Source organism: Campylobacter concisus, assembly GCF_003048595.2.
GTDB lineage: Bacteria > Campylobacterota > Campylobacteria > Campylobacterales > Campylobacteraceae > Campylobacter_A > Campylobacter_A concisus_L.
Window position 1 is genome coordinate 1,471,908 of the sequence record NZ_CP049270.1, and the last position, 24,160, is coordinate 1,496,067.

At 35.3% G+C, this 24,160-nt stretch carries 27 protein-coding genes; 20 read left to right on the top strand and 7 right to left on the bottom strand.

Going from position 1 to position 24,160, the window contains the following annotated elements; all coding sequences use genetic code 11:
- The first annotated feature begins 3 nt into the window (after positions 1-3).
- The 5 genes from CVT15_RS07410 to CVT15_RS07425 are packed head-to-tail and all read left to right on the top strand — an operon-like array spanning position 4 to position 3,154.
- Positions 4-1,077 (top strand): glycosyltransferase family 4 protein, encoded by a 1,074-nt coding sequence (locus CVT15_RS07410; RefSeq protein WP_103576331.1) that lies wholly within the window; start codon positions 4-6, stop codon positions 1,075-1,077.
- Entirely contained in the window at positions 1,074-1,871 is a 798-nt protein-coding gene (locus CVT15_RS07415; protein ID WP_103576332.1) for a polysaccharide deacetylase family protein, read from the top strand. Before CVT15_RS07410 ends, CVT15_RS07415 begins: the two co-directional genes overlap by 4 nt.
- A complete protein-coding gene (locus CVT15_RS07420) occupies positions 1,871-2,377 on the top strand; it encodes a hypothetical protein (RefSeq protein WP_107898040.1) in 507 nt (168 codons plus the stop codon). Before CVT15_RS07415 ends, CVT15_RS07420 begins: the two co-directional genes overlap by 1 nt.
- Positions 2,370-2,519: a glycosyltransferase family 25 protein gene (locus CVT15_RS10175; RefSeq protein ID WP_198426209.1), complete on the top strand. Its 150-nt coding sequence runs from the start codon at positions 2,370-2,372 to the stop codon at positions 2,517-2,519. Before CVT15_RS07420 ends, CVT15_RS10175 begins: the two co-directional genes overlap by 8 nt.
- Positions 2,516-3,154, top strand: a complete 639-nt coding sequence (locus CVT15_RS07425; protein ID WP_198426210.1) for a glycosyltransferase family 25 protein — start codon at positions 2,516-2,518, stop codon at positions 3,152-3,154. The genes CVT15_RS10175 and CVT15_RS07425 overlap by 4 nt, the downstream gene beginning before the upstream one ends.
- 9 nt (positions 3,155-3,163) lie before the next feature.
- On the opposite strand, the gene CVT15_RS07430 is transcribed toward CVT15_RS07425, so the two are convergent.
- From CVT15_RS07430 to CVT15_RS07440, 3 genes are read right to left on the bottom strand one after another with little or no spacing between them, the layout of a single operon-like run.
- The gene (locus CVT15_RS07430; protein WP_103576334.1) at positions 3,164-3,922 is read right to left on the bottom strand and encodes a polysaccharide deacetylase family protein; all 759 of its coding nucleotides are present in this window, start codon (positions 3,920-3,922) and stop codon (positions 3,164-3,166) included.
- Positions 3,919-4,968, bottom strand: a complete 1,050-nt coding sequence (locus tag CVT15_RS07435; protein ID WP_103576335.1) for a glycosyltransferase family 4 protein — start codon at positions 4,966-4,968, stop codon at positions 3,919-3,921. The genes CVT15_RS07430 and CVT15_RS07435 overlap by 4 nt, the downstream gene beginning before the upstream one ends.
- Before the next feature lie 3 nt (positions 4,969-4,971).
- Entirely contained in the window at positions 4,972-6,000 is a 1,029-nt protein-coding gene (locus CVT15_RS07440) for a glycosyltransferase family 2 protein (RefSeq protein WP_159070241.1), read from the bottom strand.
- Between the two features lie 296 nt (positions 6,001-6,296).
- Here CVT15_RS07440 and CVT15_RS07445 point away from each other — a divergent pair, with 296 nt between their 5' ends.
- On the top strand, positions 6,297-7,259 hold the full coding sequence (locus CVT15_RS07445) for an O-antigen ligase family protein (protein ID WP_223154215.1): 963 nt from the start codon (positions 6,297-6,299) through the stop codon (positions 7,257-7,259).
- Positions 7,260-7,316: 57 nt separating this feature from the next.
- Here CVT15_RS07445 and uvrA read toward each other — a convergent pair whose 3' ends face one another.
- Complete coding sequence (gene uvrA, locus CVT15_RS07450; RefSeq protein ID WP_107898039.1) at positions 7,317-10,145, bottom strand: excinuclease ABC subunit UvrA; 2,829 nt, start codon at positions 10,143-10,145, stop codon at positions 7,317-7,319.
- 174 nt (positions 10,146-10,319) lie between these two features.
- On the opposite strand from uvrA, the gene CVT15_RS07455 reads away from it, so the two are divergent.
- From CVT15_RS07455 to CVT15_RS07520, 14 genes are all read left to right on the top strand, one after another.
- A complete protein-coding gene (locus tag CVT15_RS07455; RefSeq protein WP_021091598.1) occupies positions 10,320-10,604 on the top strand; it encodes an NADH-quinone oxidoreductase subunit I in 285 nt (94 codons plus the stop codon).
- 109 nt (positions 10,605-10,713) lie between these two features.
- The gene (gene ndk, locus CVT15_RS07460; protein ID WP_087577781.1) at positions 10,714-11,127 is read left to right on the top strand and encodes a nucleoside-diphosphate kinase; all 414 of its coding nucleotides are present in this window, start codon (positions 10,714-10,716) and stop codon (positions 11,125-11,127) included.
- Positions 11,128-11,143: 16 nt separating this feature from the next.
- A complete protein-coding gene (locus tag CVT15_RS07465; protein WP_103576339.1) occupies positions 11,144-11,503 on the top strand; it encodes a hypothetical protein in 360 nt (119 codons plus the stop codon).
- A 12-nt stretch (positions 11,504-11,515) separates the two neighbouring features.
- A complete protein-coding gene (rpmF, locus tag CVT15_RS07470) occupies positions 11,516-11,662 on the top strand; it encodes a 50S ribosomal protein L32 (RefSeq protein WP_002942540.1) in 147 nt (48 codons plus the stop codon).
- A gap of 3 nt (positions 11,663-11,665) precedes the next feature.
- Positions 11,666-12,655, top strand: a complete 990-nt coding sequence (plsX, locus tag CVT15_RS07475) for a phosphate acyltransferase PlsX (protein WP_103576340.1) — start codon at positions 11,666-11,668, stop codon at positions 12,653-12,655.
- A gap of 3 nt (positions 12,656-12,658) precedes the next feature.
- Positions 12,659-13,663: a beta-ketoacyl-ACP synthase III gene (locus CVT15_RS07480; RefSeq protein ID WP_107898038.1), complete on the top strand. Its 1,005-nt coding sequence runs from the start codon at positions 12,659-12,661 to the stop codon at positions 13,661-13,663.
- A gap of 238 nt (positions 13,664-13,901) precedes the next feature.
- A complete protein-coding gene (locus CVT15_RS07485) occupies positions 13,902-14,501 on the top strand; it encodes a peroxiredoxin (protein WP_021091673.1) in 600 nt (199 codons plus the stop codon).
- Positions 14,502-14,624: 123 nt separating this feature from the next.
- Positions 14,625-15,707 (top strand): PilZ domain-containing protein, encoded by a 1,083-nt coding sequence (locus tag CVT15_RS07490; protein WP_103576987.1) that lies wholly within the window; start codon positions 14,625-14,627, stop codon positions 15,705-15,707.
- Between the two features lie 8 nt (positions 15,708-15,715).
- The gene (locus CVT15_RS07495; RefSeq protein ID WP_103576988.1) at positions 15,716-18,004 is read left to right on the top strand and encodes a helicase HerA domain-containing protein; all 2,289 of its coding nucleotides are present in this window, start codon (positions 15,716-15,718) and stop codon (positions 18,002-18,004) included.
- 58 nt (positions 18,005-18,062) lie between these two features.
- Positions 18,063-18,674 carry a glycerol-3-phosphate 1-O-acyltransferase PlsY gene (gene plsY, locus CVT15_RS07500; RefSeq protein ID WP_103576989.1) on the top strand — a complete coding sequence of 204 codons (612 nt, stop codon included), beginning with the start codon at positions 18,063-18,065 and terminating at the stop codon, positions 18,672-18,674.
- The gene (locus CVT15_RS07505) at positions 18,671-18,997 is read left to right on the top strand and encodes a dihydroneopterin aldolase (protein ID WP_021091633.1); all 327 of its coding nucleotides are present in this window, start codon (positions 18,671-18,673) and stop codon (positions 18,995-18,997) included. The genes plsY and CVT15_RS07505 overlap by 4 nt, the downstream gene beginning before the upstream one ends.
- Before the next feature lie 76 nt (positions 18,998-19,073).
- Positions 19,074-19,745 (top strand): homeostatic response regulator transcription factor HsrA, encoded by a 672-nt coding sequence (gene hsrA / locus CVT15_RS07510; protein WP_021091657.1) that lies wholly within the window; start codon positions 19,074-19,076, stop codon positions 19,743-19,745.
- 38 nt (positions 19,746-19,783) lie between these two features.
- On the top strand, positions 19,784-21,001 hold the full coding sequence (locus CVT15_RS07515; RefSeq protein ID WP_180998540.1) for a sensor histidine kinase: 1,218 nt from the start codon (positions 19,784-19,786) through the stop codon (positions 20,999-21,001).
- Positions 21,002-21,003: 2 nt separating this feature from the next.
- Positions 21,004-22,452 (top strand): Ppx/GppA phosphatase family protein, encoded by a 1,449-nt coding sequence (locus tag CVT15_RS07520; protein WP_103576990.1) that lies wholly within the window; start codon positions 21,004-21,006, stop codon positions 22,450-22,452.
- Between the two features lie 61 nt (positions 22,453-22,513).
- On the opposite strand, the gene CVT15_RS07525 is transcribed toward CVT15_RS07520, so the two are convergent.
- From CVT15_RS07525 to CVT15_RS07535, 3 genes are read right to left on the bottom strand one after another with little or no spacing between them, the layout of a single operon-like run.
- Entirely contained in the window at positions 22,514-23,392 is an 879-nt protein-coding gene (locus CVT15_RS07525; RefSeq protein ID WP_103576991.1) for an excinuclease ABC subunit A, read from the bottom strand.
- A complete protein-coding gene (gene fliN, locus CVT15_RS07530) occupies positions 23,389-23,706 on the bottom strand; it encodes a flagellar motor switch protein FliN (RefSeq protein WP_087586144.1) in 318 nt (105 codons plus the stop codon). The genes CVT15_RS07525 and fliN overlap by 4 nt, the downstream gene beginning before the upstream one ends.
- Positions 23,703-24,122 carry a chemotaxis protein CheX gene (locus tag CVT15_RS07535; protein ID WP_054197109.1) on the bottom strand — a complete coding sequence of 140 codons (420 nt, stop codon included), beginning with the start codon at positions 24,120-24,122 and terminating at the stop codon, positions 23,703-23,705. The genes fliN and CVT15_RS07535 overlap by 4 nt, the downstream gene beginning before the upstream one ends.
- Positions 24,123-24,160 lie beyond the last annotated feature (38 nt).

Here is a 24,160-nt window from a genome sequence, read left to right on the forward strand (position 1 = left end):
TAGATGAATATTCTTCACACGCAGACACTTTTTAACTGGGGTGGCGAGCAAAATAAGACGCTAAACGAGATGCGTTTTATGCGCAAGATAGGTCATAATGTCATACTTTTTTGCAACCCAAATTCTCAGATAGAAAGCATTGCAAAAGAAGAAGACTTTAGTGTTATAGCACAAGAGATGAATAAGAAAAATTTTCATAAAAGTGTACCAGTACTTTGCGAAGCTATAAGCTCAAACAAGATAGATATCGTAATCACACATGGCTCGACTGATAGCTGGGTTGGGGCCATAGCTGGGCTTTTTTACCGCAAAAGGGGCGTTAAATTTTACAAGGAAAGGCATAATCTTTTTCCTATAAAAGGCTTTCTTTCAAAACTAATGTACAAAAGACTATTTGATAAAATTTTATACATCTCAGATAGTGTCAAAGAGTACCTGCTAAGCATCGGCGTTAGCGAAGATAAGCTAGTTTTTATGCCAAGTACAGTCGATGTGGAGGCGATAGATGATACAAAAAGCACATTTAGAGATAAGTTTAATATATCTCAAGATGAGCTAGTTATCGGTACATTTACTTCGCTTTACCGCAAGAAAGGTGTCTACGACTTTGCAAATGCAGCAAAAGAGATTTTAAAAGAGAAGGACGCCACAATAGTTTTTGCAGGAAATATCAGCGAAAGCATAAAAAATGAGATTGCCTCGATTTTTAGCAAAAAAGATAAGATCATCTTCACTGGCTTTAGAAATGACGCGGCAAACGTTATAAAAAGCTTTGATATCTACGTATTTGCTTCGCACTCTGAGGGGCTTGGCACAGTTTTGCTTGAGGCGATGAGCTCAAAAGTGCCAGTTGTAGTCTATGATAACGCGCCGATGAACGTGCTAGTTAAAGATAAAGAGCGTGGGCTTTGTGCTAGAAATTTAGATGAAATTTCACTAAAAGAGTGCATTTTAGAGCTGATAAATGAGCCTGAAAAAGCCAAAATTTACTCACAAAACGCCTTTAAATTTGTGGATGAAAACTTTAGCCACAAGGCGCTAAAAGAAGCTATTAAAAATTTACTGGAGCAAAAATGAACTACCCAGTTTGCGTGCTAACGATGCACCACTGCAATAACAATGAAAATGACTTTGCCATTAAACCAGAGCTATTTAAAAAAGCGCTTCTTATGGCGCTTGATGAGGGCTATAAATTTATAAATTATGGCCAGTTTAAAGATATCGTTGCCAGCAGGTCAAAAGCCTCCAAAAAGAGCATTTTACTAACCTTTGATGATGGATATTTTGACAATTATAAATTTGCATTTCCTATCTTAAAAGAGCTAAATATCCCAGCCGTTTGCTTTTTGATAACAGATAAGATCAAGGATTTTAAAAGGCAAGACTACGACTTTGTATTTAAAAAACATAAAGAAATAGACTATGAAAAAGATGCGGAGTATTTTTTAAATTTAGACGAGATCAGACAGATGCAAGAGAGCGGACTTTTTGAGTTTGATAGCCATACAGCGAGCCACTTTTCTTGCAAGAGCAACGATGAAGTAAAATTAAGAGAGGAATTTTCTAGCTCGCTGGCTAAGATAAAAGAGCTATTTCCCGAAAAACAAGAATTTGGCTTTTGCTTTCCCAAAGGGCACTTTAACGAGCTTTCACTAAAAGTTGTAAGAGAGTATTATGACTTTGCTTTTAGTGTGATAGATGGTGGATTTTGCGTAGGAGATGATAAATTTAAGATAAGACGCATAGACATATCAAACAATGCAAAGAGCGAGAGTGACTACATTTTTAGGGTTAAAAAGAAGCTTTTTATATATTCAACGCCGGTGCTAGGAAATTTATATTCAAATTTTAGAAATAGAGGCTATAAATAATGCTTGGAGCATTAAACGAGGCTTGTAAAGAAATTTTAAAATATAAAAAACGAGTCTTAATCGCTCTTACTGGGCTTCACGGTAGTGGCAAAAGTACACTTGCAAAACAAATTAGAAAAAATGGATTTAAAAACTTTAAGCCTTATCAAATCGCTGTAATCGATGATGATGTAATGAGTCTAAATTTATTTATAGTTCGTCCAAAGATAAAAATCAAAAGCGATCATCAAGATGAGTTAAAGCCATTTTTTAAATTTATCATGCCGTTTGTAAAAGTCGTAATATACGTAAGCGCAAATCCACTCTTACGTATAAGTAAATGTGACATTCTTTGTATTTTAAACGCTGATGAAGAAGCTCGAATCGCTGGAATTTATAAAAGAAATTCTAGTGACGATTTAATCAAAACACAAAAACATATAAATAAAAAAGAGCTTGATCTAGCAGGCCTTACATATAAAGTCAAGTTAGAATTTGGCTTAAAAGTTGGAGCAAAAAATGAATAATCCCGTCTATGTAATATCATTAAAAAGAGATGAAGAGCGAAGAGAAAATTTACAAAGACAATTTAACAGATATGATGAATTTAAAATAATAGATGCGGTTGATGCTAAAATTTTAGTGTCAATGAGTATTACAGCGCCATGATAGATTGCTTGTTAAAATCTTGTGATGAAGATTATAAATTTAAAATACCGCCATTAATTGCGACACCAGGTGAGCTAGCATGCACAATGTCACACATAAAAGCTTATGAGGATTTTTTACAAGGCGACACAGAATTTACTTTAATATTAGAGGATGATGTTATTGGAAATGACGAATTAATAAATGAGGCCTTTTTGCTATGCAAAGATATAAGTAGTGATAGCATTTTGATATGCGGTGTGCAAGATGGATTAAATAGTAGATTTCGTGCTTTTGGCAAAAAAATAAAAGAAAATTTATATCTTATCTCACCATACTCATATAGCAGTATTTATAGGACAGCAGCCTATATCTTAACTAGAAAAAGTGCAAAATCTCTACTTGATTTTTATAAAGATGGTCTTTATGGGGCCGATAAATGGGAGGCTATTTTAAGAAATACGGGGCTTAAAATGTATTTTAGCAATATCTTTTCTCATCCAGACGAGCTTAACAACTCTACTTTAGAGATGCAAAGAAAGCAAAAAGATAGGATAAATTCTCTTTTTAAAAAATGTAATAAAGATTTCTCATACAAGATTTCAAGATTTTACGAAAAACATATTGCTAAAAATGAGAGAATTTTTACAAAATAAAAATTTCTCCTAAGATTTTAGTGTTGAATATAGTGAGCCTAAAAAGTCATTTTGATAGATAAATAGCGTCTTTTTTAGCCAGCTTGCATCTTTTTTTACAGCTATGCGCCTTATATCATCAAGTACACCGTCAGGTTTATTTATCCCACGCTTTGTTGTAAAAAAAACCTCATAGCCAACGCTTTTTGCCACATTTTTTAGCTCATCATTAAATTTACCTCTTGGCCAGCAAAGTAGCTTGTCATCAAAGCCAAAATTTTTATACATAAATTCTTTGCATTTTGTAAAATTTTCTTTCATCTCACAAATACCAAAATAATCATCAAAATGCGTATAAGTATGCGAGTGAAAGTCAAAGCACTCTTTCATCTTTGCTATTTCCTCGTAGTTTAAAAATACATCTTCAGGCCTAGTTAGTGCAGCATTTTTGTATTCGTTATGATCTAGCTCTATAAACTCGCCACCTTTTCTACTCGCCTGCTCTATCCAGCCAGCAACTAGAAAAATAGTCGCTTTAAGATTAAATTCCTTGATAATAGGATATGCGTAGACAAAATTATCCTTCCAGCCATCATCAAATGTGATAAAGACACTCTTTTTAGGCACGCTAAGCTCGCCTTTTTTATATGCAACAAACTCAGCCGAACTTAGCGATTTGTAGCCATTTTGAGCCAAAAATTTCATCTGATCTCTAAACTCATCTACACTACTTGCAATAAACCCGCTTTTTTTAAGCACATGATGATACATTAAAACTGTTACGCTCATTTTGCAAGTTCCATATATAAATTTTGCGTGTTTTCTATCATTTTTTCGATACTAAAAACCTCTTTTACGTACTCTCTGCCAAACTCACCCATCTGCTTTCTTAAATTTTCATCTAAAATGAGCCTTTCAAGCACTTTTTTTAGCCCCTCTTTATCGCCATTTTGAAATAAAAATCCACTTTTGCCATTACTCACAGCCTCGCCAAGACCGCCCACGTCGCTTCCGATGGTAGCCAGCTTACACGAAGATGCTTCAAGCAGCGCTCCGCCGATAGCCTCCATCTCTGAAGGCAATACACAAATATCAAGAGAGCCCAAAAAATCGCTCACATCGGTTCTGTTGCCAAGCATAAAGATATTTTTTTTATCTTTTATATATTCGTGTAAATTTTTATTTTGTGGGCCATCACCTACGATAAAAAGGGCTGATTTTTCTAAATTTAACTCGCTAAATGCATCGATTAATAGCTTATGATTTTTAGCTGCCCTTAACACTGCAACGATGCAAACTCCAACTACGTCGTCATTTAAGCCAAATTCTTTTTTCATATTTATCTTAAATTCTGGTGTGTACTTTTGCGTATCGATACCTGTATAAATTTTGAAGACTTTTTCCTTTTTCACGCCTCTTTTGATAAGATCAGCGCAAACTGAGTTGCAAACGCCGACTACTTTTGTACTTAGGTTGTAAGGTAAGGGCGATGTTATAGGTAGCTGCAAATGCCTAGTACGAACTACACTAACGCCACAAATTTTGCCCACGATAGCGCCTATGGTGCCGTCTTTGCCTGAGTGAGTCGAGATAATTTTTATATTATTTTGCTTTACAAATTTGCAAATTTTTAAAATTTCAAAGATATTAAAAGACTTTTTGAGATTAAACTCAACGAATTCACACTCTATTTGCTTCTCAAAACTTTTTGAGCCAGGATTTAGCCCATAAAAAACCTTAAATTTACTCTTATCTAGCCCATTTATCACACGCTGTGTACGGTGTTCTTGCCCACCAAATCCAAGAGAGCTTTCAAGCTCAAGTATATTTATCATTTTCTACTCTTTAAATTCTTTCATTTTTTTATTTGACAAAAAGCCATTTATTGTATTAAAGATTTTTAAAATTTTTGATACATTTTCGTACGATTTTATATTTTTTAGCACTTTAAGCAAAATTCTCTGCTTTAGTCTAAGCTTTGAAAAACCAGCTGAGTTTATGATACTATCAATATCTGCATAAAAAAGATCAAGTGCCTTTGCATAGCTACTATTTTTAAGATTTGGTCTTGCCAAAATGGCTGGCATATAGACGCTTTTTATCTTTCTAAGCTCTAGATCTGGCACCATTTCAAGAGCTAAATTTTTGTTTTTTAAAATTGAGATTATGTCATCATAAACAAATTTATGATCCATCACAGCTTTTAGCTTTTCAAAGCCAGCAGTGTTGTTGTCTCCTATCTTATAGCAATAAAAAGCCTTATTTAGCTTTATAAGAGTTTTTGAAGCGATAACATTTCTCACTACAGTGTGAAAATCTTCAGCTTGTGTGATCCCAACTGGAAATAAATTTTCTTTTAAAATTTTAGTCCTAATCGCCTTGTTTGCCGCATTATGCAAGACTTTGTTGTGCCTTGAGGCTAAAAGCCTTTTTAAATACTCGTTTTTATCGATTACGCCATCCTCTTTTGTCTCAAAATCCTTAAAAAGGAGCTTTTTATAATCATAGACCTTACACATATCTGTTATCACTATGTCGGCATCAAATTTTTCTGCGATATCATAAACGCATGAAGCATAATCTTTTTCCACATAGTCATCAGCATCTACGCAGATAGTATATTTGCCACTAGCTAGCAATATACCGTCATTTCTGGCAGCACTAACACCAGCATTGCTCTTTGTTTTTAATATTATTTTATCTTTATATTCTTCTAATATTTCTAGCGTATTATCAGTACTTCCATCATTAATAACTATAATCTCAATATCATCCATGTCTTGAGATATAAGCGAATTTAAACAATCCCTAATGTGCTCTTTTTTGTTAAAAACAGGCACTACAAAGCTTATTTTCACATCAGGCACGATATTTCCTTTTAATTTTTGTTTAATTGTATATTATTTTTAGTTCAGCAATGATAAAATGTCCACTTAAAATTTAAAGGATCTGCATGAAAAACGACATTGCCTCTAAGCTCTACAATCTCTTTTTAGTTATTGTCTTATTTACACTGCCAGTAACTGAGGGTTTAAAACAAATTTCACTTACACTTTTTGTCTTGGTTGGAATTTATATTTGCGTCAAAGAAAAAAAGCAATTTAAATTTGATCTCATAAATATCTCGCTTTTTATCTTTGTTTTGGCTACTTTTATAAGCTGCTTGATAAATGGAGTTTCTGCATCAAGAGCGCTTGATCCGCTAAGGTGTATGCTATTTTTCTTTGTAGCCAGAAGTGTTGGCATAGAAAAAATAAATTTTAAAATTTTATTTTTTGCCTTATTTGCTGGTTTGATTGCTGCATTTATCCCTGCTTGTGTAGAAAAATTCACTTCAAATGATCCTTTAGCACTTTTTGAGCTTAAATCAATAGGACACGTAAATCATAGCGCTATTTTTATGCTGCTAGTTTTTTGTGTAGCATTAGTTTCGATAAATAGCAAAGAAATTTTTGAAAAGTATATAGGCATAAGTGTTGCCGGAATTTGCGTCCTTGGAATAATGATAGCTGGCTCTAGAGCTACAATGTATCTTTTACCAATCATTATTTTTACTTACTTGCTTTTTGAAATTTTAAATAAACAGATAAAAATAAAATTTTTATTAGGCTTGATAATTTTGTTTAGCATAATAGCTATTTCTTATATATATATATCAACGAATATTACTCAAGATCAAAGATTCTATAGTCAACTAACAAAGGGGGTCACTGGATCAGAGACTAGATATCCAATCTTTGCTAGCGCATTTTATACATGGTTAGAATGTCCTTTGTTTGGGATAGGTTCTGGTGAATTTAGGATTATTGATATAACAAAATATTTTCCAGGCAATGTTGAAGTTCATGTTGGTCACGCACACAATACCTTTTTAACATTTTTAACAGAAAAGGGCATCGTTGCCTTGCTTTCATATTTGGTGTTTCAACTATCACTCTTTATAAAATTCATTAAAAATTTTAGACAAAATAGCATAGTTTTTCTTGCACTTTTAATGCTTATGGCTAATAATATAATTTCACTTGCAAATACAACATTTCACCATGAAAATGCCCTTTTAATGCTACTATTTTGGGCTCTGGCTTTAAGCACCATAGATAAGAAAGCAACATCAAAAATTAGTTAATACCACACTGTATATCAACCGTTTCAAATTTTATAAAGAAATGGTTGAGCCAAATTTTTACTTTTTCTTCATTTCCTCAAGCTCTTGTGCTAGAAATTCTCCAGTGTAGCTACCAGTTTTTTTATAATTTTTAGCTACTTCTTTTACACTGCCGCACGCTATCACTTTACCGCCCTTTGCACCGCCTTCTGGCCCCATATCGACGATATAGTCGCAGTTTTTGATAACATCCATATTATGCTCGATCACAAAGACTGAATTTCCAAGATCAACTAAGTGATTTAGCACCTTTACTAGCCTATCAACATCGGCAAAATGAAGCCCCGTCGTTGGTTCATCAAGGATGTAAAGTGTATTTCCGGTATCACTTCTACTAAGCTCTTTTGCTAGCTTCACGCGCTGCGCCTCGCCGCCACTAAGTGTGACTGCATTTTGTCCAAGCGTTATGTAGCCAAGCCCCACGTCTTGCAGCGTGGTGAGCTTTGAAGAGATCTTTGGCACAGCTTTGAAAAACTCAACCGCCTCATCTATACTCATATTTAGCACTTCGGCGATGTTTTTGCCTTTGTATAAAATTTCCAAAGTTTGAGCGTTATATCTAGCACCATTACAAACGTCACAAACCACGTTTATATCAGGTAAAAAGTGCATCTCAATAGTGATCTCGCCCTCACCTTGGCACTTCTCACAGCGCCCACCTTTGACATTGAAGCTAAAGCGCCCTATTTTATAGCCTCTAAGCTTTGCCTCTTTGGTCTGTGCAAACAAATTTCTTATCTCGTCCATCACGCCGGTATATGTCGCTGGATTTGATCGTGGAGTGCGGCCGATCGGGCTTTGATCGAGGTATATGACCTTGTCTAAATTCTCAAGTCCACTTAAATTTACCCCAGCTATTTTTTTCACTTTTTTGGCTCTATTTAGCTGCTCCTGCGCCTCTGGAAGCAAGGTCTGAAGTATTAGCGAGCTCTTGCCAGATCCTGAAACGCCTGTGACGCCTACAAGGTTTCTAAGCGGAAATTTAGTGGTTAAATTTGAGATGTTATTGATATTTACATTTGAAATTTCAAGCCACTTTTCAGCTTTTCTATTTTTTTGGTAGTCGATCTTTTTCTTACCATTTATATATAGGGCAGTCTGGGTGTTTGAGCCTAGAAGCTCTTTTGGGCTACCAGCAAAGATCACGTTACCGCCAAATTTACCAGCTCCAGGGCCGATATCTACGATATAGTCAGCCTCCTCTATCGTCTTTTTATCATGCTCGACGACGATTACGGAGTTGCCTTTGGCTTGTAAATTTCTAAGCGTTTTTATGAGTTTTAGAGTATCTCGCTCATGAAGGCCGATACTTGGCTCATCAAGCACGTACATGACGCCACTTAGCCCGCTTCCTATCTGGCTCGCTATCCTGATGCGCTGCGCCTCGCCGCCGCTGATCGTCCTAGCATCTCGCCCAAGCGACAAGTAGCCAAGTCCCACGTCGTATAAAAAGAAAAGCCTTTCGTTGATCTCTTTTAAGATAGGCTTTGCGATCGCCTTGTCGTAGTCGCTAAGATAGGTAAAATTTTTCTCGTTTGAGAAAAAAGCGGTGCAGTTTTCTATGCTCATATCCAAAATTTCACCAAGCCCAAGGCCAGCGACCTTGACCGCTAAGCTTTGAGGCTTTAGTCTATGTCCGTTACAAGCGTCACAAATTTTCTCACTCATATACTCGTCAAAGTCTTTGTAATCCTTCAAGAGCCCGTGTGAAATTTTAACCACACCATCAAATTTTCTAAGTAGTTTGTTTCTCTTCCAAAAAAACGAAACCTCCTTGACGTTGCCATATAAAACTAGCCTCTTTTCATCTTCACTAAGCTCGCAATATGGCTTTTTAATGTCGATCTCATTTTGCTCACAAAAAGCAAGTAAAAATTTATAGTAATAGCTCATATTGTAGCCGTAAAGTAGCTTGATCGCACCGTTTTCTATCGACTTTTCCTCGTCAATGATCTTGCTCATGTCTAGGCTATACCTTATGCCAAGTCCGTCGCAGTGCTCGCAAGCGCCCTTTGGCGAGTTAAAGCTAAAGCTTAGTGGCTCAAGCGGTGTAAATGAAATTTTGCAGTCAAAACAAGCCATGTGCTCGCTGTAATGTATAAAACTCTCTTTAAGTCCCAGCTCATCAGCATTTGCGATCTCTATCTCAACCTCTCCAAAGCTCTCATTTAGCGCCTTTTCCACGTCGCTTGCAAGGCGTTCGTGATTTTGCTCATCGATAGCGATCCTATCAACGATGACCTTTATCGTGTGTTTTTTTGTTTTTGCAAGCTCGATCTCTTCATCAAGCCTCACCACTACGCCATCTATCTGCGCTCTTACAAAGCCTTTTTGACGTAAATTTTCGATCAAGTCCGCCCATGTGCCCTTTTTCTCACGCACTAGCGGCGCATAAATGATTACTTTTGCGCCAAGCGGGAGTTTTGAAATTTCATTTATGATGTCACTCGCACTCATTTTTGAGATAGGTTTGCCACATTTATGGCAGTGTTGAACGCCGACCCTTGCGTATAAAAGCCTTAGATAGTCATAAATTTCAGTAATCGTACCAACCGTTGAGCGAGGGTTTTTAGAAGTCGTCTTTTGATCGATCGCGATAGCAGGCGTTAAACCCTCGATCTTATCGACGTCAGGCTTGCCAACGCGATCTAAAAACTGCCTAGCATAGCTGCTAAGGCTCTCCATATATCTTCTTTGCCCCTCAGCATAAAGCGTGTCAAAGGCTAGCGTACTTTTGCCGCTTCCGCTAAGACCGGTAAAAACCACTAATTTATTTTTAGGAATTTTAAGATTTATATTTTTTAAGTTATGTTCTCTTGCGCCAGTTATTTCAATAATATCGTTCATTAAATTTATACAACCTTTTTAAAATTTTAATCTGTAAATTTAGTCTAAAAGTGATAAAAGATTTATAAAGTAGTTTTTCTAAAATTTAAGATCGTAGTTAAATTTAAGGGCTTATTTATATCATTTTCAGCTTTTTTTGATATTCTACGCCAAATTTTAACCTAAGGAGAAAAAATGTCTGTAAAAATAACTGATATATGCATAAGCTGTGGTTCATGTATTGATGAATGCCCGGTTTCAGCCATCGTTGATGATAGCGACAACCCAACTGGAGCAGATACATACTATGTTTATTCAAATAAATGTGTTGAATGTGTAGGCTATAACGATGAGCCAGCCTGTGCATCTGCCTGTCCAACTGATGGTTGTATCGTATGGGACGCTGTTGTAGCAGGACAACCTTCGCGCGATCAGATCGGTGCTGATGCACGCAATGGCTCTATTCCAGTTATTCAATAAATTTATATTTATAAATTTTTAGGCTCAAATTGAGCCTATTTTATTTTTAAGCTTTATTTGATATAATTGCCAACTTCAATTTAAATAACCTAGATTTAAGGAAAAATTTATGCAAAGAACACTTTCTATTATTAAGCCTGATGCTGTTAAGAAAAATGTTGTTGGAAAAATTATAGATAGATTTGAAAGTAACGGCCTAAGGATCGCAGCTGCAAAGAAAATCCAACTTAGCAAATGCGACGCAAAAGCATTTTATGCAGTTCATAAAGATAGACCTTTCTTCAACGATCTAGTCGAATTTATGATAAGCGGGCCAGTTGTGGTTATGGTTTTAGAGGGCGACAATGCAGTTGCTAAAAACCGCGAGCTAATGGGTGCAACTAACCCAAAAGAAGCAGCTCCTGGCACTATAAGAGCTGATTTTGCTGATAGCATTGATGCAAATGCGGTTCACGGAAGTGATAGCCTAGAAAATGCTGTGAATGAAATAAATTTCTTCTTTGCTTCAAGAGAAATTTGCTAACTTTAGGTCAAGAAAATTGATTATATCTTTTTCTAAAATAGCAAACAAAGATATAAGCTTTGAGCTAGCAGGAAATGATAATTTAGTTTTTAGTGGAATTTTAAAAAGAAAAGACCCTTTTTTGGTAAAATGCCAAGGTAAGATAAAAGGGAATATAAATTATATTTGCGATCGATGTGGTGAAGTATTTATGCTACCTATTGATCAAGATGTAGAGCTAAATTTAAGCGATGGTATCTATAAAGATAGCGAAAATGAGCTTAGCGATACGATGGAATTTTTTGATGGCAATATTGATTTAAAAGAAGTCCTTGAGAGCGAGCTAGAAGCTTTTAAGAGTGATTATTTCTATTGTGAAAAATGTAAAAATTTATAAAGGAGAGTAAAAATGGCAGTACCAAAGCGAAGAGTGAGTCATTCTCGTGCAGCAAAACGCAGAACACATTATAAAGTTACACTTCCAGTACCTGTAAAAGACAAAGATGGTTCTTGGAAAATGCCTCACCGCATAAACAAAACTACAGGTGAATATTAAAATATGATTCGCATTGCTATCGATGCTATGGGTGGTGATTTTGGTGCAGATCCTATAATATCTGGTGTTATTGATGCACTAAAAGAGACAGAATTTAAAGCTGTATTAGTTGGCGATAGCAATGTCATCAAACCACTCATTCCACAGTCTTATTTAAAAAATATCGAATTTTTAGAAGCTAGCGAAGTTATCTCAATGGCAGATGGCGCAACTGATGCGCTTAAAAGAAAAGATAGTACGATCTACAAAGCAATTGAACTCTTAAAAAATAAGGAAGTTGATGCTGTAGTTTCTGCTGGTCATAGCGGTGCAACTATGAGCTTAGCTACTCTAAGAATTGGTAGACTAAAAAATATATCTCGTCCAGCAATTGCAACACTTATGCCAAATTCAAAAGAATCTGCGACTTTAGTTTTAGATGTTGGTGCAAATGTTGATTGTAGAAGTGAACATTTGTTTCAATTTGCCATAATGGGTGAAGCCTATGCAAAAGAAATTTTAGGTAGAAAAGAGCCAAAAGTTGGTCTCTTGTCAAATGGCGAAGAAGAGAGCAAAGGCAATGAAGTTAGTAAAGAAGCATTTAAATTAGTTTCTAGGCTTGATAGCTTTGTTGGCAATGCAGAAGGTAATCAAATTTTTGATGGCAGTATAGACGTAATGGTTTGTGATGGTTTTATGGGAAATATTCTTTTAAAAACTAGTGAAGGCGTTGCAGATGCTATAGGTAAAATTATCAAAAAACAAATTAGAAAATCACCTCTTGCTATAGCTGGCTCTGTACTCATGAGAAAAGTTTTTAAGACACTTAAAAAGCAGGTTAGCTATGACGAATATGGCGGTGCACCGCTTCTTGGTGTAAATGGTTGTGTTATCATAAGTCACGGCAAAAGCAATTCAAAAGCTATAAAGAATGCAATTTTTCAAGCAATAAAATTTGCTAATTCAAATATAAATAAAGTTATCGAAGAAGAACTTTCGCACTTTGCAAGGTAAAATATGCCAAAAGCTTCACTGATTTCTATCGCTTCTTACATTCCAGAAAAAATTCTAACAAATTTTGACTTTGAGAAAATGGTTGAAACAAGTGATGAATGGATAGTAAAGCGAACAGGTATCGAACAAAGGCATATTGCAACTAACAAAACAACAAGTGACCTTGGTACAAAGGCTGGTGAATTAGCCATAAAACGCTCAGGACTTGATAAATCTCAAATCGATGCAATCATCTGTGCTACAATATCTCCAGATCATCTTTGTATGCCATCTACCGCTTGCAAAATAGCTGCAAATTTGGGTTTAAATTATGGAGTTACAGCATTTGATATAAGTGCGGCTTGTACCGGTTTTATTTATCTTTTAGAGCTTGCAAATTCTCTCATTGTTAGCGGTGCCAAAAAAAACGTATTAATTATCGGAGCCGAAAAATTAAGCTCTATTGTTGACTATACAGATAGAAGCACTTGTATACTATTTGGTGATGGAGCAGGTGCAGCTGTAATTAGTAGTAGTAATGGTAATGAGATCATTGATATTCATACAGCAAGTGACGGCAAGCAAGCTGAACTTTTAATAACTCCAGGATGCGGGAGTGTATTTCCAGCCAGTGAGGAAACACTAAAAAAAAGGCTAAATTTTATCCATATGAGTGGAAATGAAGTTTTTAAAATAGCAGTTCAAACACTTAGCAAAAGCGTAATAGAAATTTTGCATGCAAACAAAATGCAAAGCGAAGATATTGATTTTTTTATACCTCATCAAGCAAATATAAGAATAATAGACGCAGTAAAAAATAGATTAAATTTTAAAGATGAGCAATGTGTCTTGACTGTTGCCAAATATGGCAATACAAGCTCTGCTTCAATTCCGATGGCTATAAATGATGCCTATGAAGACGGCCGTATCAAAAATGGTTCTATTTTACTTCTTGATGCATTTGGTGGCGGCTTTACATGGGGATCAGCGATTCTAAAATTTGGCGGAAAGAATTTTAGTGATTTATAACAATCGCAATAATTCATTTTCTAAATTTTTAGCAATGCTTTTACTAATTTCTTTCAAATACTCTCATTAATAAATTTTTAAAATTCAAATTTTTACAACTTTTAACAAAATCCATTTTCTATTTTTTCCAATAACACTAAATTTACTAAATAAAAATTTCTAAAATATGTTTAAACTAAATTTAATTTTGAATAGATATAATTTCGCAATCAATAAAATTTATTATTAAGGAGAACAAATGTTAGTAACAAAAAAAGCACCTGATTTTACAGCTGCAGCAGTTTTAGGAAACAATCAAATTGTAAATGATTTTAATCTTTATAAAAATATTGGCGAAAAAGGCGCGGTTGTATTTTTCTATCCAATGGATTTTACTTTTGTTTGTCCAAGCGAGATTATCGCATTTGATAAAAGATATGACGAGTTTAAGTCACGTGGTATCGAAGTTATCGCAGTTTCATGCGACAACCAATTTTCACATTTTGCATGGAAAGAGACTCCAGTAAACAAAGGCGGTATTGGCAAAGTTCGCTTCCCTATCGTAGCTGATATGACAAAATCAATCGCTCGCGGATTTGACGTACTTCTAGAAGATGCTGGTGTAGCACTTCGTGGCTCATTCTTGCTAGACAAAGATGGCACTGTTCGCCATGCAGTTATCAACGATCTTCCACTTGGCAGAAATATCGATGAGATGATAAGAATGGTTGATACTATGCTATTTACAAATGAGCACGGTGAAGTTTGCCCAGCTGGCTGGAATAAAGGTGATGCTGGTATGAAACCAAGCACTGAAGGTGTTGCTGACTACCTTTCACACAACGAAGGCAAACTATAATCAATAGAAATTTCTAGGTATCCTTTACCTAGAAATTTCTTCTCCAAATAAATTTAAATACTTTTTTAATATAACTTTTTATATCATAGCCTTGGCTTTAATCAATAACATTCCGGAGACTACATGGATTTTAAAGGTAGGCAAGAGCTTGTAATAAATTGCGAAGACAGCATACTTAAATTAAGAGATAAATTTATCGATGACGGTATCAAATTTTGTAGGCAGCTAACATTTATCGTGCCGCACGATCAGGTAAAAATTTGTCTTGAAAATATCTTTGATACACTGCTTATTCAAAAGCCAAATGCTACGCAGCTACAAGATGATTTAAATAATCTAATACCAAAATCAAACGCAAGAGACGAATTAATCAATTTTCTACTTTTAAATTTGACCTTAAATTTTAGTCACTCTTGCGACAACAGTACCTTCGTAGGTTATTTCGTAAATGCCGTTTCAAGAATCAAAGAAATTTTATGTGACGTTAAAGACCAGCAAGAAACAAATGCAAAAGAAATGATTGAAACCGGAACATTTTTTTATGAAGATCCGATCAATACATTCACTCGCATGAAAAAAGCCAAGGTAAGGCCTGAGCTTTTAAATTTATATGATGGATTAAATATAAAATATGAGGCTGAAATTTTAGAAGTTAAGGAAGATAGTGTCGTTTTTAGCGTGGATATGATGCAAATTTTAGCTATGAAGCAAGACGGTAAAGGTTTTATTTTGCCAAATAACTTTTTCTCAAAACCATTATGCGCTGATATTGTTAATTACAATATAGTCAATAAAGGTGTCACTCTTTCAAATTTCTTACGAAATACGACGATGTACGCATATAAAAGAAAATTCCAACGTATCTTGCCAAATCGTTTTACCAAAACTATTATCAAAGGCAAACAAGATAAGATCGAAGGTAGCCTTTATGATGTTTCTGAAGGTGGCATAAGCGTATTAAGCCCGCAAACTACAAATTTTCAAGATGGAGAAGAACTAGAAGCGACCTTTGAAATCTTAATTGCGCCAGATAAAGTAAAAAACGTGACTTTAAAGCTAAGACTTGTTACAGAGCTAGCATATAAAGGCTACATAAGATACTGTATGAAACTCATTGATGATGATGAAACGATAAAAGATTTTACGCAAAAGCGCATAAAAGAGACGCTTGACGAGCTTCGCTCACGTATAAATTTATACGAATAAGGCAGTTAGTGAAAACAATACAAGAAAATTTAAAACTTTTTTATATCGGACTAAAAGACAAAGAACCATTTTTTTATAAAAATAAGGATCTAACCACCCACGCAGCTATCATAGGTATGACAGGTAGCGGTAAAACAGGCCTTGGTATCACGCTTTTAGAAGAATCCTGCATAGACAATATCCCTTCTATCATCATCGATCCAAAGGGCGACATCACAAATTTAGCCCTCACTTTTCCGCAGATGAGAGCGGAGGATTTTTTACCATACATAGATGAAGCAGAAGCAGCTAACAAAGGTCAAAGTGTAGAGGAATTTGCCACCGCTCAGGCCGAGCTTTGGAGAAACGGCATAGAGTCGAGCTTTCAAGACCTTGAGCGCGTAAAAATTTTAAAAGATAGCGCTAGCTTTAATATCTACACGCCAAAAAGCTCAGCTGGCATAGGTGTGGCGCTACTTAGCGACTTTGCCTGCCCAAATATCACTGATGAAGAAATTTTTAGCAACTATATAAATTCGCTTGCAGCCTCGGTATTATCTCTTATTGGTATAAATTCTGAGGACATGAACTCAAAAGAACAGCTGCTCATCTCAACCATATTTGAGACTAAATTTAAAGAGCAAAAAGACGTCAGCATCGAAGAGCTCATAAATTTCATCGCAAATCCGCCTTTTAAAAAGATAGGCGTTTTTGACGTCGATACCTTCTATCCAAGCAGTGAGCGTCTAAAGCTTGCCATGAAGATAAACGCGCTCATCGCAAGCCCAAGCTTTAAGGGCTGGACGCAGGGCGTTAGACTAGAAATTTCAAAGATGCTATTTGATGAAAACGGCAAAGCAAAGTGCAATATCTTTACGATCTCACATCTAAATGATGCTGAGAGGATGTTTTTTGTCACCCTTTTGCTAAACGAGATCATCGCGTGGATGCGCGGCACAGAGGGCACTAGCTCACTTAGAGCGATCCTATATATGGATGAAATTTTTGGCTTCTTCCCGCCAAATGCAAACCCTCCATCAAAAACGCCTATGCTCACGCTTTTAAAACAAGCCCGTGCATTTGGTTTAGGCTGCGTATTAAGCACGCAAAACCCGGTTGATCTTGACTACAAAGGCCTTAGCAACATCGGCACTTGGTTCATCGGCCGCCTCCAAACAGCGCAGGATAAAGCCCGCGTGATCGACGGACTAAGCGGCATCTCAGGCTCAAGCTTAGACAAAGCCTCGCTTGAAAATCTCATATCAAATTTAGCCAAAAGAAATTTCTTACTCAAAAATATAAATGAGGACGGACTAAATGTCATCTCCACGCGCTGGGCACTTAGCTATCTAAAAGGCCCGCTAAGCCGTGAGCAAATTTCAAATTTGATGAAAGATAAAAAAGAAAATTTAAGCAGCCAAGGCGTAGATAAAAGTGAGATGAAATTTAGCGCAAAACCTATCATCTCAAGTGCGATCACACAGCTTTATGCTAACTCAAAAAGCCTCATGCCAAATTTACTAGCAAGTGCGAAGGTGAGAATTTATGACACCAAAAAAGGCATAGACAGCGTTTGTGAGGCAAGCTACCTTTACGAGCTTAGCGAAAATGATAAAGAGCCAAACTGGGATGAGGCTAGCGAAGGCATGCACGTTGATGCAAGCGAAAATGAGCCAAGCGGTGCAAGCTTTGCAGCCGTGCCAAATTTCATTTTAAAAGCTAAAAATTTTGACAATATCCAAAAAGATTTTAAAGAGTATCTGTATAGAAATTTCAAATTTAACACCTTTGAAGCATTGGGAATTTATTCAAAAAACAATGAAACAAAGGAGCAGTTTTATATTAGGCTTCAAGATAAGTGCAATGAAATTTTAGAAGAACAAACCGCAAAACTCACAGCAAAATTTGAAAAAGAGCGAAAAAGCTTACAAGACAAGCTAAACAAGGCTCTAGCAAAGCTTGATAAAGAGCAAAAAGAGATGACCACAAGTGGGCTTGATGCTGCCATAAATATAGGCGCTAGCATACTGGGAGCAATATTTGGCAACAAGCTTTTATCTCGTCAAAATGCGGGTAAAATCGCATCAAGCGCAAGAAGCGCAAATAGAGTCTTAAAAGAGCGAAGTGACGTCAAGCTTAGCGAGCAAAGTGTAAATGACATAAATTTAGCCATTAGCGAACTTGAAGAGAAATTTGCACAAGAGTGCGATGCGTTAAAAGAAGCAAATGATGTTAAAAACATCACGATAAACGAAACGCAAATTTCACCAAAGAAAAGCGATATCTATGACGAGAAAGTCGTACTTTTGTGGAGATGATTTATAAAACAATTAGTATTTTTTTACTATCATTTCTATTAAATTTAAAAGGTAAAATATGCAAAATTTAATACTTTATGCCATTAGTTATCTACTTGGAAGTATTCCGTCTGGTCTCATTCTTGCAAAAATTTTTGGGCATGTCGATATAAAAAATGAAGGTAGCAAGAGCATCGGTGCGACAAATGTTTTAAGAGTTTTAAAACAAAAAGATCCAAAACTAGCCAAGAAACTAGCCATTTTAACGATAGTTTGTGACGTGTTAAAAGGCGTTTTACCACTCATGGTCGCCTCTTCTATTGGTGCAAGCCAAAGCGTGCTTTGGACTATGGCGGTTTTAAGCGTGGCTGGACATTGTTTTTCTATATTTTTGGGCTTTCAAGGTGGCAAAGGCGTGGCAACTGGAGCTGGCGTGATAGCATTTTTCTTACCAGTTGAGATCATTATTGCTCTTGTCGTTTGGTTTGTGGTCGGAAAATTTTTAAAAATTAGCTCTCTTGCTTCACTTTGTGCGTTGATAGCTCTGATTGCATCAAGCTTTATAATCCACCCGGAGCTAGATGAAATTTACACACATGCTCCGATACTAATCATCGCATTTTTAGTAGTTTATAAACACATACCAAATATCGTTCGCCTGCTTTCAGGCAAGGAGAAAAAAGTCGTATGAAAAGCGAGATGACGACGATCATTAAAGATTATAAATTTGAAACAATCATCGGAATGCTTGATTTTGAGCGAGTCGCTAAGCAAGAAGTACAAATGAATCTAGAAATTTGCTCAACTAGCTTTATTGATTATGTTTTAATTATTGACTTTGTTAAAAATTTTTATAATGAAAGACAGTTCCAAAGCGTTGAAGAGTCTCTTGAAGAAACCAGTAAAGCGTTAAAAGAGAAATTTAGCTCACTAACTAGCCTTAAAATGGAAATTTTAAAAACTGAAATTTTACCAAATGCAGTTGTTGGAGCAAAAATAAACACTATTTTTTAAAAATTTATTAAACTATCTTGAAATATTGCTTAATTTATGATACAATCGCCCATAAATTTTAGTTTAAGGAAGCAAAATGCGTATTTTAATAGTTGAAGATGAAGTGACGCTAAATAAGACGATTGCTGAGGGCTTGCAGGAGTTTGGCTATCAAACTGATAGCTCTGAAAATTTTAAAGATGCTGAATACTATATAGGCATCAGAAATTACGATCTAGTTTTGACTGATTGGATGCTTCAAGATGGCGATGGCATAGATCTTATAAACATCATCAAACATAAATCTCCACGTACTTCAGTTGTAGTTCTTTCTGCAAAAGATGACAAAGAAAGCGAAATAAAAGCACTTAGAGCTGGTGCTGATGACTATATCAAAAAGCCATTTGATTTTGACATCTTAGTAGCTAGACTTGAAGCAAGACTACGCTTTGGCGGCACAAATATTATAAAAATCGATGAGCTCATCATCAATCCAGATGAAGAAAAAATCACATATTTGGGTCGTGATATTGAGCTTAAGGGCAAACCTTTTGAAGTCTTAACTCACCTTGCAAGACACTCAGATCAGATCGTATCTAAAGAGCAACTGCTTGATGCTATATGGGAAGAGCCAGAGCTTGTAACTCCAAACGTTATTGAAGTCGCTATCAACCAAATCCGCCAAAAAATGGATAAACCACTAAATATTTCAACAATTGAAACTGTTAGAAGACGCGGATATAGATTTTGTTTTCCCAAAAAAGCCTAAGGAATAGATTTATACTACAATTAGCATCTGGTGCTATGATGCTAATTGTAGTTATTTCGGTAATGCTTTATCACTATATAAGGGTTACTGTTTTTCAAAGTGTAGTTAATGAGCTAAACTATCAAGCAGAAGCTTATAAAAAAAATCCTCAGAATTTCAATCCTTTAAATTCAAAAACATTTACGATAGAAAATCCAAACAAAACCCTAGCAACGATAAAAACAGACGAGCCACAAGATAAAGAAACATATATCGTAACACAAAAATCAAAGGATCAAAGTAAAACTATTTTAATAACAAAACTTGATGAAAGCAGTTATTTAAGCCTAGAAAAAGATACTACACTTCAAGCTCATATAGTAGAAGAAATTTTTATAGATATTATAATCGTAAATGTGTCAGCGATACTTTTGGTGCTTTTTTATGCACTATTTTTATCAAGAATGCTTTTAATACCTATAAAAATTTTAAGTCACAAGCTTACAAATTTAGACGAAAAATTTCTTCATGAGATAGATATAAAAAGTCTACCAGATGAGTTTTTACCACTTGGACAGAGCATAAATAGGCTAATCTCTCGAATCCAAACATTTGTCTTATATCAAAAAGAACTTTTTGTAGGCGTGGCACATGAGTTAAAAACACCGCTGGCTGTAATGAAAACAAAAAATGAAGTTACACTTTTAAAGCCACGCGAGAGTGAAAAATATATCGAGGCTCTAAAATCAAACAATGAAGCTATAAACGGCATGAATGCGATGATAAGTTCTATACTTGAGATCGGTCGCCAAGAGGGAGCTCAGTTTGAAGAGCCAGTAAATACCGATGTCATAGGATTTTTAAAAAAACTTGCAAAAAACTATGAGATACTTGCGAAAAATGATGAAAAAAATATAAAACTAGACCTAAAACCAGAAATTTTAAATCTAAAAATACAAACTAGCTTACTAACCCACATTGTGCAAAATTTTGTTCAAAATGCCATTAAATTTTCACCAAAAAATAGCACCATTAAGATTAGCTCCAAGCTCATAAAAAATAAATTTATCGTCGAAGTAATAGATGAAGGAATAGGCATAGATGAGAGCAAAGATTTATTTGCCCCATTTAAAAGATATGGCGACAAAGGTGGTGCTGGACTTGGGTTGTTTCTAGCTAAAGGTGCGGCACAGGCTCTTGGTGGCGAAGTAGACATTAAAAATAGAAACGATAGAAGCGGTGCAGTCGCAAGCCTAGTTTTAAATATAAAAGGATAAAAATGGCAAAGAGAACCGCAGTAATCGACCTTGGCTCAAATTCTATGCGAATGGCGATATTTGAGAGAACGTCACGCTTAGCGTTTTTTATACTAGCTGAATATAAAACAAAAGTGCGTCTAGGTGAAGGCGGATATGGCTCAAACAATGAAATATCCGAAAGCTCAATGGAAAAAGCGCTAAAGGCCTTTAGCGAATTTTCAAATATCATAAAAAGCTACAAATGCAATAAAGTCTTATGTGTTGGAACTTCAGCGCTTAGGGACGCTCCAAACGCAAATGTTTTGATCTCTCTTTTAAGAAAAAAACTTGGCATAAATTTAAAAGTCATAGACGGCAAAGAAGAGGCTACTTTTGGTGCGATCGCAGCCAAAAATTTACTCCATAATATCGATGAATGCGTCACTATCGATATCGGTGGCGGATCAACTGAACTTGCCAGAATAAGCAAAGGCAAAATAATAGATACGCTCTCACTTGACATTGGCACAGTTAGGTTAAAAGAGCTTTTTTTTGATAAAAAAAACTTAAATAAATTACCAAAATTTCTAGAGCAAGTTACAAAACAGATAGATGAGCGATTTAAATGCCAAAATATAATCGCTATTGGTGGCTCTCTTAGAGCGATATCATCTGCCATAATGAGCAAAAATTTATATCCACTCTCATCACTGCATGGCTTTTGCTACAAGCTTAGCGATGAGCAAGCCTACATCGAGAGCATTGCAAATGTTAGCGTGCTTGAGCTAAATAAATTTCCTATAAAAAAAGATAGATACGACACCATTAGAGAGGGTGCACATATCTTTTTGGCCCTCGCCAAAGCTCTAAATGCCAAAAATATTATAACAAGTGGGGTTGGCGTAAGAGAGGGAGTGTTCTTAAAAGATTTTTTACGCCCTAGCCTTAAATTTCCGCAAAATTTTAATCCAAGTATCAAAAGTTTGCAAGATCGTTTTATATTATCATGCAATAAATCAGTCACAAGATATGCAAAAGATATATTTATGGTATTAAAAAAGCTTCACGGTCTAAGTAATAACTATCTTGAAGCGCTTTTAGTTGCTGCAAAACTTCACAATGTTGGTCAAGAGATTGGCTTTTATGGTGATCATAAAAACTCAGCCTATATAGTCTTAAATGCCTTAAATTATGGCTTTTCGCATGAACAAAAAGCATTGATTGCAGTAGTAATTGGCACAAACGGAAAGAAAAATATCTATGAATTTGAACGGTATAAAAATTTACTTCCAAAAGCCGAGTGTATAAGATGGCTGAGTTTTATACTCTCACTTGCAAAGGCACTTGATCTAACCTGTGAAAGGCTAAATTTAAACTTCGAATTTAGTGGACACACGCTAAAAATAGAAGGCGCAAAAGAATTTGCTATGGCAAAAGAAGAGATAAAAAAGATCACAAAGCCTGAAATTTTTGCTATTTCGTTTGTATAAATTTTGAAACTAGCTTTAACGCATAAAAATTTAAATTGGATGAGAATTTTAGCTAAAACTACTAAAATTCTCCGCTCATTTTATCTTTATAGTTACTTAAACTATTTTTTCGCTCTTCTAAAAATGAGCTTAGTTTTTTCTTGTTCTCTTCGAAAAATATAGCAAAATCTTGCTCATTTTGTATCTTGTCTTCACCAAAGCTATCAAGCATTACATTTGAGCTACCAACTATCACTAAATAACGTCTATTTTCATAGCTTAATAGCATTAGTTTATTCGTGCGATCAAGATACTTTTCATATATTATATTGACGTTACTATTTTGATTTTTAAGTAGCCAGTTCATTGATTTTGTATCATTTTGAGACTGATTTCTAGGTATTTTAAACCCGCTAAAATCACTACTCTTTGAAGTAATATATCTTTTAAATACATATAAAAATACAAGAAGCGCAATAAGCACACTTAAGACTATAAAATACCTTGAGTCTATATTCAGCATAGGCTCTTCATCTATCTTTGGAGTGCTAGGGCTCTCTATTTTTGCACTAGCTTGAGGCATATTTTGTATTTGAGGTTTTGTATTTTTTAGCGTTACACGAATGCGGAGTCCAAAGCTATCAGTTGTCTTTGAAGCGTTTACAATAATAGCATCGTTTGAGCGCAAATTTAAAACTAGCGAGTTTTGCTTTGGCTCTATCTCTAGCTCTTGAATGATTTTTGAGTTTATATCCTTGCTAGTACTTTGATCATAACTTAGCGAATTTAATATCAAAGATGTCGTATTTTTTTCACGTTTTTGGAAGATATTTCCCTCGTAAGGCGCATCAAAACTAAGCATAATATCAACTCTATCGTTACGTTCATAGATATTATAAGCTAGTAAGTTTGAAGCAAAAATTTGCGTTGTAAAAAAAAGCAAAGCTAATATAAATTTCATAAAAGCTCTTTTTTGAAGTACTGAATAACTGACTTTGAATCCAAAATTTCATTTATCCTGATGGCTAAATTTTTCTCATAAACCATTACTTCACCTTTTCCAAAAATTCTATTATTTATATATAGCTCCACGCTCTCACCAGCTGGCTTTTCGAGGTCTATGACCGAGCCAGCTTCGAATTTTAAAAGCTCATTTATGCTAACTGTGGTAGTTCCTAGCTCAGCTATAAAGTCAACACTGATATCCAAAAGCTCATCATAGCTCTTAAAAAGCCCTAACTGCTCTAGTGTCTCTATCGCACTTTCTTCGCTCATTGTATATCGTAGCCTATTTGAAATGTTCTATTTTTTATTTTATATATAAATTTCTCTTTTAGCTTTATGCCAAAATTTTCAACTTCACCCAAAAATTCAGGCGTTCCTAGTTTGTACGCATTTGGCTCTTTTTCATTTAGTAAATTTTTAGCTTTGCCGATGATTTGATTAGCTATCTCTTTGCAAAGATCGTCCAGATCGCCACCATCAACATCTTCGTGACCAAAAAAGGCATTCATGAAAATTTTCAAAGTATCTTTTTTAAAAAATAGGTAAAAATGATATTCGCTTTTACCCTTATAGACTGGTATGCTAGCTCCGTAAAATCCTTTGCCCAGACTCTTGCCAAACTCTAAATCTAGCCCTAAAGTATCCTTGCAAAGATAGCTTGTAGCTTCATCTATAACTTTTCTCATATCTCTTCCTTAAGACTTGAAATGCATTTTCAATTATA

Bases quoted from the DNA above. Each gene is read 5' to 3' on its own strand.
- CVT15_RS10175 (WP_198426209.1), top strand. From the start codon at position 2,370: ATGAATAATCCCGTCTATGTAATATCATTAAAAAGAGATGAAGAGCGA.
- rpmF (WP_002942540.1), top strand. From the start codon at position 11,516: ATGGCAGTACCAAAGCGAAGAGTGAGTCATTCTCGTGCAGCAAAACGC.
- hsrA (WP_021091657.1), top strand. From the start codon at position 19,074: ATGCGTATTTTAATAGTTGAAGATGAAGTGACGCTAAATAAGACGATT.
- CVT15_RS07485 (WP_021091673.1), top strand. From the start codon at position 13,902: ATGTTAGTAACAAAAAAAGCACCTGATTTTACAGCTGCAGCAGTTTTA.
- CVT15_RS07435 (WP_103576335.1), bottom strand. From the start codon at position 4,968: ATGATAAATATACTTGAGCTTGAAAGCTCTCTTGGATTTGGTGGGCAA.
- CVT15_RS07480 (WP_107898038.1), top strand. From the start codon at position 12,659: ATGCCAAAAGCTTCACTGATTTCTATCGCTTCTTACATTCCAGAAAAA.
- CVT15_RS07425 (WP_198426210.1), top strand. From the start codon at position 2,516: ATGATAGATTGCTTGTTAAAATCTTGTGATGAAGATTATAAATTTAAA.
- CVT15_RS07410 (WP_103576331.1), top strand. From the start codon at position 4: ATGAATATTCTTCACACGCAGACACTTTTTAACTGGGGTGGCGAGCAA.
- CVT15_RS07415 (WP_103576332.1), top strand. From the start codon at position 1,074: ATGAACTACCCAGTTTGCGTGCTAACGATGCACCACTGCAATAACAAT.
- plsX (WP_103576340.1), top strand. From the start codon at position 11,666: ATGATTCGCATTGCTATCGATGCTATGGGTGGTGATTTTGGTGCAGAT.
- CVT15_RS07455 (WP_021091598.1), top strand. From the start codon at position 10,320: ATGTCTGTAAAAATAACTGATATATGCATAAGCTGTGGTTCATGTATT.
- CVT15_RS07515 (WP_180998540.1), top strand. From the start codon at position 19,784: ATGCTAATTGTAGTTATTTCGGTAATGCTTTATCACTATATAAGGGTT.
- CVT15_RS07420 (WP_107898040.1), top strand. From the start codon at position 1,871: ATGCTTGGAGCATTAAACGAGGCTTGTAAAGAAATTTTAAAATATAAA.
- CVT15_RS07520 (WP_103576990.1), top strand. From the start codon at position 21,004: ATGGCAAAGAGAACCGCAGTAATCGACCTTGGCTCAAATTCTATGCGA.
- plsY (WP_103576989.1), top strand. From the start codon at position 18,063: ATGCAAAATTTAATACTTTATGCCATTAGTTATCTACTTGGAAGTATT.
- ndk (WP_087577781.1), top strand. From the start codon at position 10,714: ATGCAAAGAACACTTTCTATTATTAAGCCTGATGCTGTTAAGAAAAAT.
- CVT15_RS07525 (WP_103576991.1), bottom strand. From the start codon at position 23,392: ATGAAATTTATATTAGCTTTGCTTTTTTTTACAACGCAAATTTTTGCT.
- CVT15_RS07430 (WP_103576334.1), bottom strand. From the start codon at position 3,922: ATGAGCGTAACAGTTTTAATGTATCATCATGTGCTTAAAAAAAGCGGG.
- fliN (WP_087586144.1), bottom strand. From the start codon at position 23,706: ATGAGCGAAGAAAGTGCGATAGAGACACTAGAGCAGTTAGGGCTTTTT.
- uvrA (WP_107898039.1), bottom strand. From the start codon at position 10,145: ATGAACGATATTATTGAAATAACTGGCGCAAGAGAACATAACTTAAAA.
- CVT15_RS07535 (WP_054197109.1), bottom strand. From the start codon at position 24,122: ATGAGAAAAGTTATAGATGAAGCTACAAGCTATCTTTGCAAGGATACT.
- CVT15_RS07505 (WP_021091633.1), top strand. From the start codon at position 18,671: ATGAAAAGCGAGATGACGACGATCATTAAAGATTATAAATTTGAAACA.
- CVT15_RS07490 (WP_103576987.1), top strand. From the start codon at position 14,625: ATGGATTTTAAAGGTAGGCAAGAGCTTGTAATAAATTGCGAAGACAGC.